This window comes from Streptomyces sp. adm13(2018), assembly GCF_008042145.1.
In the GTDB taxonomy this organism is placed as follows: Bacteria; Actinomycetota; Actinomycetes; order Streptomycetales; family Streptomycetaceae; genus Streptomyces.
Genome location: NZ_RDBH01000097.1, coordinates 16348 through 22013, shown reverse-complemented (window position 1 = coordinate 22013; position 5666 = coordinate 16348). Strand labels below are relative to the sequence as shown.

The 5666-nt window shown below is 69.6% G+C and carries 7 protein-coding genes and 1 pseudogene; 6 read left to right on the top strand and 2 right to left on the bottom strand.

Annotated features, from left to right (window positions below; all coding sequences use genetic code 11):
- Positions 1–44: 44 nt before the first annotated feature.
- From EAO70_RS08700 to EAO70_RS08680, 5 genes are all read left to right on the top strand, one after another.
- Complete coding sequence (locus EAO70_RS08700) at positions 45–623, top strand: Dps family protein (protein WP_148002429.1); 579 nt, start codon at positions 45–47, stop codon at positions 621–623.
- A 197-nt stretch (positions 624–820) separates the two neighbouring features.
- Positions 821–991 carry a hypothetical protein gene (locus tag EAO70_RS08695; RefSeq protein ID WP_261992767.1) on the top strand — a complete coding sequence of 57 codons (171 nt, stop codon included), beginning with the start codon at positions 821–823 and terminating at the stop codon, positions 989–991.
- A 162-nt stretch (positions 992–1153) separates the two neighbouring features.
- Positions 1154–1636: a hypothetical protein gene (locus EAO70_RS08690; RefSeq protein ID WP_148002467.1), complete on the top strand. Its 483-nt coding sequence runs from the start codon at positions 1154–1156 to the stop codon at positions 1634–1636.
- Between the two features lie 339 nt (positions 1637–1975).
- Positions 1976–2338 (top strand): antibiotic biosynthesis monooxygenase family protein, encoded by a 363-nt coding sequence (locus EAO70_RS08685; RefSeq protein ID WP_148002428.1) that lies wholly within the window; start codon positions 1976–1978, stop codon positions 2336–2338.
- A gap of 151 nt (positions 2339–2489) precedes the next feature.
- Positions 2490–3083 (top strand): VOC family protein, encoded by a 594-nt coding sequence (locus EAO70_RS08680; protein WP_148002427.1) that lies wholly within the window; start codon positions 2490–2492, stop codon positions 3081–3083.
- A gap of 46 nt (positions 3084–3129) precedes the next feature.
- Here EAO70_RS08680 and EAO70_RS39040 read toward each other — a convergent pair.
- A pseudogene (locus tag EAO70_RS39040) lies at positions 3130–3302 on the bottom strand (IS5/IS1182 family transposase); the annotation flags it as partial.
- A gap of 38 nt (positions 3303–3340) precedes the next feature.
- The gene (locus EAO70_RS08670) at positions 3341–4324 is read right to left on the bottom strand and encodes a helix-turn-helix domain-containing protein (RefSeq protein ID WP_148002426.1); all 984 of its coding nucleotides are present in this window, start codon (positions 4322–4324) and stop codon (positions 3341–3343) included.
- 304 nt (positions 4325–4628) lie between these two features.
- Here EAO70_RS08670 and EAO70_RS08665 point away from each other — a divergent pair, with 304 nt between their 5' ends.
- The gene (locus tag EAO70_RS08665; RefSeq protein WP_148002425.1) at positions 4629–5465 is read left to right on the top strand and encodes an alpha/beta fold hydrolase; all 837 of its coding nucleotides are present in this window, start codon (positions 4629–4631) and stop codon (positions 5463–5465) included.
- The last annotated feature ends 201 nt before the right edge of the window (positions 5466–5666 follow it).

Genomic DNA, 5666 nt, shown 5'->3' with positions numbered 1-5666 from the left:
CCCCATCCCCCACCCACTCACTCACGCCCGAGAAGGAGCACCCGATGGACACCCTCACGGCAGCGCACGGCGGCGGTCAGCCGCTGCTGCATCAGAAGGGGGCCGAGATACAGACGTTCGGCACACTCAAGCAGCTGCCGATCGGCCTCGGCCATGACACACGTATGTACGCCTGCCAGCGGCTCAACCGTGTCCTCGCCGACACACAGATCCTCTTCTCCCTCTACAAGAAGCACCACTGGCTCATGCGCGGGGCGACCTTCTACTCGCTCCACCTGATGCTGGACAAGCACGCGGAGGCCCAACTGGCCATCGTGGACGCGCTGGCCGAGCGGGTCCAGAGCCTCGGCGGCGTCGCCGTCGGGGACCCGCGCCACGTCGCGGAACTGACGACGATCCCCCGGCCGCCGGACGGGGTGGAACCGGTGCCCGTAATGCTGTCGCGGCTGCTCGACGCGCACGAGCGGATCCTGATCGAGGCCCGGGACGCGGCCGCCAGGCTCTCCGGCGAGGGCGACGAGGGCAGCGCCGACCTGCTGGTCTCCGACGTGATCCGCACCGGCGAGGCCCAGGTCTGGTTCCTGGCCGAGCACCTCGTGGACACTCCGTTGGTACGCGGCTGACGGACGCGTACGGCAGGGCAGGGGGCCGACCGGATCGTGGCGGGGGCGGCCGACCGACCTGCCGCGACGGCCTCGGGGTCGAGGCACGGCCACGACCCCGCAGCGGCGCTCACCACACGTCGGCCGTTCTGTGGGGGGTGCGAAGGTACCTCGGATTCCTGGAGTTCCCGAGCGGAGGACGTTTGTTCGTTTCGTGTGTGCGGTGTGGCGCCGAGCCGACCGCCCCGGTGTCCGAGGGCGCGGCCAGCGCGGTCGTCATCGCACCGGGCGACACCCGTGGGACGGTGCTGATCCCGGAGAAGCGCGGCGGCGCCTGCTGCGGCTTCGCCGACGGAGACGGCGAGCCACAGCTCCCCTTCCCGGCCTAGGGCGCGCTGCCCGCCGACATCCTTCGCGACGACCCGCCCGTGCCACGGGTCCATGACGCGTTCCAGCTCGACTGGGGCGCGCACTGGTCGTCTCCAGCAGCCGAACACGCTGTCTACTAAGGCGGTTCCTGGGGCCACGCGCGGTGCGGGGATACTGCTGTGGTGCTGCTGACATGGATCGCTGAGGTGGCGGACGAGCCCCTGGTACTGGAGCGGGCCGACCGTCGGGTGGAGTGGGTGACCAACACCTGGTCGTTGAGTGCGGAGGCCGAGGACAGGAGGTCGTTGTCCGTCTCCGCCGTGCTGACCGCCTTCGAGCGGACTGCCTCGGCCATTCGGGTACGTATCCGCGAGCTGGGCTTCCCCGGGGTGGCGACGTTTTACGTGTGGCACGACGAGCAGGCCGGACAGCTGAGGTGCTCGACGGGATCGGTTCCGGCGGATGCGCTGCCGTTCGGCGACGCCTACGTACTTTCCGACGACCTTGGGCCGGTCATAGAGGGATTCCTGGTCGGCGGTGAACCGGGCGTCACGGCCTGGTCGGGCCTGGAGGGCGTGCCTAACGCCTCGGAGCAGGCCGTAGCCGGGCCGGATCTGGTGCCTCTCCGGGTCTGGGCAACAAGTGTGGGAGCAGCCGCACACTGACTGATTCCGCGCGGACGAGACGGCAGTGGCAGCAGATGAGACTTGCGGGAATGCCCGCGAAGGCGAGGAAGCGTCCAACTTGCACTCGTATCACCGGTGCAGCCAAGGAACCGCCGGGCGATGTGCCCACCGAGCGGGTCGATCACGGACGACCGGCCGCCACGCTCCGACGAACGAACCGCGCCTCCAGGACAACGGCTGCCCGCTGCACGCGTTAGACAGGCCGCAGGACTTGACCTGGCTCTGCGGAAGCGGCCACGGCGAACTCGGCGAAGCCCATGTTGCCGAGCGTCACGTTCCGGTCAACGCCCAGTTGGGTTAGGTCGTTAGGCTTCCGACATGACCACAGAAACCCAACACAACGAGGCCTCCGACTCGTCAGACTCGTCCGTCACGTTCATCAACGTCTTCGAGATCGACGCCGCCGAGCTGGACGCGTTCGTCGTGAAGTGGGAGCAGCGGGCCCGGCTCATGCGGGACAAGCCGGGCTTCATCGACTCCCGTATGCACAGGGCCCGTTCCTCCAGCTCCCGCTTCCAGCTCGTCAACGTCTCCCACTGGGAGAGCCAGGAGGCATGGGAGGCCGCCACCGCCGACCCCGACTTCGCGTCGCGTACGCAGGACGCACGAGAGCAGGCCAAGCAGCCGATCACGCCGAACCCCGCGGTGTACGACGTCGTCGTCGAACTTACTGCTCCTTAAGGGCTGTCCGGCACGTCATGCGCGGAGCCAGACGGATCGAGGCGACGGTTCGTACGCTCGACTTCGGTCATCAGCGGTCTCCTGGCGCTGGCGTCGACAACAGCGGCAGCGACAATGAACAGACGACAGGCTCGACAGCTGGGGGAACGGGATGCTGACCGGGATCGTGATCGACGCGTTGGATGTCGCGCGCATGGACCGCTTCTGGCTGGACGCGACACGGGGCCGGACCGGCGGCCTGCATCTGCGATTCGTGCCGACCACGAAGCAGAAAGCGGCACACAAGAACCGACTCCACCTTGACCTGGCCGGCGGGCCGGACTGGGAGGCCGAGGTGGCACGCCTGCTCACACTCGGTGCGACGCGAGCGGACATCGGCCAGGGGGACGTTCCGTGGGACGTTCTGGCGGATCCAGAGGGCAACGAGTTCTGTGTGCTGCGCCCCGGTCACCCTGGTGTGCTCGCCGACTCCGGCCTCGTCGCGATCTGCCTCGACGTCTCGGAGGAGGAGCGCCATGCGCAGCGGGCCTTCTGGGAGTCGCAGGCCAACTGGCACGCGGTCGAGTCCCACGATTGGGGCGTCCGGCTGCGCCGGACGCCCGCGAGCACGGTCTCGCTGGTGATGGGGCCTCCTATGGCGCCCAAGGAGGCGCGGAACAGGCTGCGGCTGAAGGTCACTCAACGCGACCGGGAACCCGGCGAGTTCCTCGACGCCAGCGGGAACGAGTTCCACGTCACTGGGTAACACGGCCCACGATCACATGGTGCTTGGAGCCGGGGCGGCCGCGGGCGACGGTCTGAGCGGGGACATCGCGCCATGCGACACCCGTCTGTAGCACGAAGAGGATGCCGACGGGGGCTGCCCGACCCGGGACTCGTAGTCGTCCGGGTGGCGGTGGCATCGTTCAGGGGCCGGAGGCAGCAGCGGAGCTGCCCGCTCCCCCCGGTCGTCCGAGACAAGAGAAAACTCCCGTCGTCGACGGTCGGGGCGTGGCGGCGGCGCTACCCCGCGGCCTGCACCAGGTCGGCTGCTTGCCGGGTTGTGCTCAGGTCGCGCCATTCCGTGGGCGTCACCCCGTAGGCGGCGCGGAAGGCGCGGCTGAAGTGGGCCGGGCTGACGAAGCCCCATCTCTGGGCGACCGCGGACACGCTGGGGGCCGTTCTGCCGCGGCGGGCCAGTTCGCGGCCGCATTCCTCCAGGCGGCGTTGCCGGATGAGCCGGCTGACCGTGATCCCCTCGCCCTCGAACAGTCGGTGCAGGTAGCGGACGGAGATTCCGTGCGCCGCAGCGAGGCGCGCCGGGCAGAGGTCCGGGTCGAGCAGGTTCCGGTCGACGTGGTCACGGACGCGCCGCACCAGGTGGCCCGCCGTGTCCGTGTCCGGGCCGCCGGAGCGGGACTCTTCGGCGATCAAGGTGTCGAAGAGTTCGACGACCATTCCGGACAACCGCGTGGCGACGGCCGGCGGGTGACTGCCGGCCGTGGAGGCGAGGTTGGTCAGGAACGGGAGGAGGATCGCGCCGAATCCGTCTGCTGTTCCGATGGCGCGGCCCGTGGCCTGCCGGAGGGCACTGTCCGGCGCGCCCAGCGCTCGGCGCGGAACCTGGAAGACACGGGCGGTGAATCGCCCGGGGTAGTCGAAGGAGAAGGGCCGGGTCGTGTCGTACAGCACGAGGTCCCCCTCCCCGACCTCTGCCCGCCGGCCGTCCTGGAGGAAGGCGGCCGTGCCGGAAGTCTGGACGCCGACCGCCACCAGCGCCCGGGGCGACCTGGCGATCAGGGTCCGTGTGCGGCTGACCCGCTGCGCGTCGGCCTCCACCGTGGTGACCTGGAGACACCCGACGCGGTCGGTCGCCATCCGGCCGTCGAACGGTCCGCCGCCCCGGGCCGAGACCTCCATCGGCACCAGCGTCCTGCTCACCGCTTCGTGCCAGAACGCGATCCTGTCCTGTTCCGGTACAGAATCCGTCGTCACCATCACGCTCACGTCATGTCCGTTCAAGGGAAACGTTTCGGGCCGTCGGAAACGGGGGGCAGAACGCAGCGCCTGCCCGGCGGGCCACAGCCCGGTACCTGCCCGTTGCCCACAGCCAAGCAGCGGCCCATCGCCCTCTCCAGGCAGAACCGCAGGCAGAAATGCGCGCGCGTGAACACCGCGCTCGTGAACACTGCGCTCACGGACAAGACCCAGTGCGTGACGCGACAAGAGGCGGCTCCTCCCCGCTCGTAGCGTGAGGGCATCCGCACCGCACAAGGGCGCGGACCAGCCACAACGCACCGAGGAGACGTTCATGCCGTACATCACCGTGGGCCAGGAGAACACCAGCCCGATCGAGCTGTACTACGAGGACCAGGGCGCGGGCCGACCGGTCGTCCTCATCCACGGCTTCCCGCTCGACGGCCACTCCTGGGAGCGCCAGACCGCCGCGCTGCTCGACGCCGGCTACCGCGTGATCACGTACGACCGCCGCGGCTTCGGGCAGTCCTCCCAGCCGGCCACCGGGTACGACTACGACACCTTCGCCGGCGACCTGAACACCGTGCTGGAGACGCTCGACCTGAACGACACCGTTCTCGTCGGCTTCTCGATGGGCACGGGCGAGGTCGCCCGTTACGTCTCCACGTACGGCTCCGGTCGCGTCGCGAAGGTCGCCTTCCTGGCCTCCCTGGAGCCCTGCCTGCTCAAGAGCGACGACAACCCGGACGGCGTCGCCCCCAAGGAGTTCTTCGACGGAGTCGTCTCCGCCGTCAAGGCCGACCGCTACGCCTACTACACGGCCTTCTTCAACGACTTCTACAACCTCGACGAGAACCTGGGCAGCCGCATCAGCGAGGAGGCCCTCCGCAACAGCTGGGACACCGCGGCCCGCGGCGGCTCGTTCGCCGCGTCCGCCGCACCGGCGACCTGGTACACCGACTTCCGCGCCGACATCCCGGCCGTCGACGTGCCGACCCTGATCCTGCACGGCACCGGCGACCGCATCCTTCCGGTCGAGGGCACCGCGCGCCCCTTCCACAAGGCGCTTCCGTCGGCCGACTACGTCGAGATCGAGGGTGCCCCGCACGGTCTGCTGTGGACGCACGCCGAGGAGGTCAACAGCGCCCTCCTGACCTTCCTGGCGAAGTGACGCCACACCGCCCCTGACCCGTCGCCCCGTCGCCCCGTCGACCCGTCGCCCCGTCGACCCGGTGCTCCGGTGATCCGGTGATCCGGTGATCCGGTGATCCGCCGGGGTGACGCACATGTTCCGGCGTCACCCCGGCGGATCACCGGATCACCGGATCACCGGATCACCGGAGCACCGGGTCGACGGGGCGACGGGTCGACG

What these genes read in the sequence shown, in the direction of transcription:
- EAO70_RS08700 (WP_148002429.1), top strand. Translation starts at nt 45, where the DNA reads ATGGACACCCTCACGGCAGCGCACGGCGGCGGTCAGCCGCTGCTGCAT.
- EAO70_RS08685 (WP_148002428.1), top strand. Translation starts at nt 1,976, where the DNA reads ATGACCACAGAAACCCAACACAACGAGGCCTCCGACTCGTCAGACTCG.
- EAO70_RS08680 (WP_148002427.1), top strand. Translation starts at nt 2,490, where the DNA reads ATGCTGACCGGGATCGTGATCGACGCGTTGGATGTCGCGCGCATGGAC.
- EAO70_RS08665 (WP_148002425.1), top strand. Translation starts at nt 4,629, where the DNA reads ATGCCGTACATCACCGTGGGCCAGGAGAACACCAGCCCGATCGAGCTG.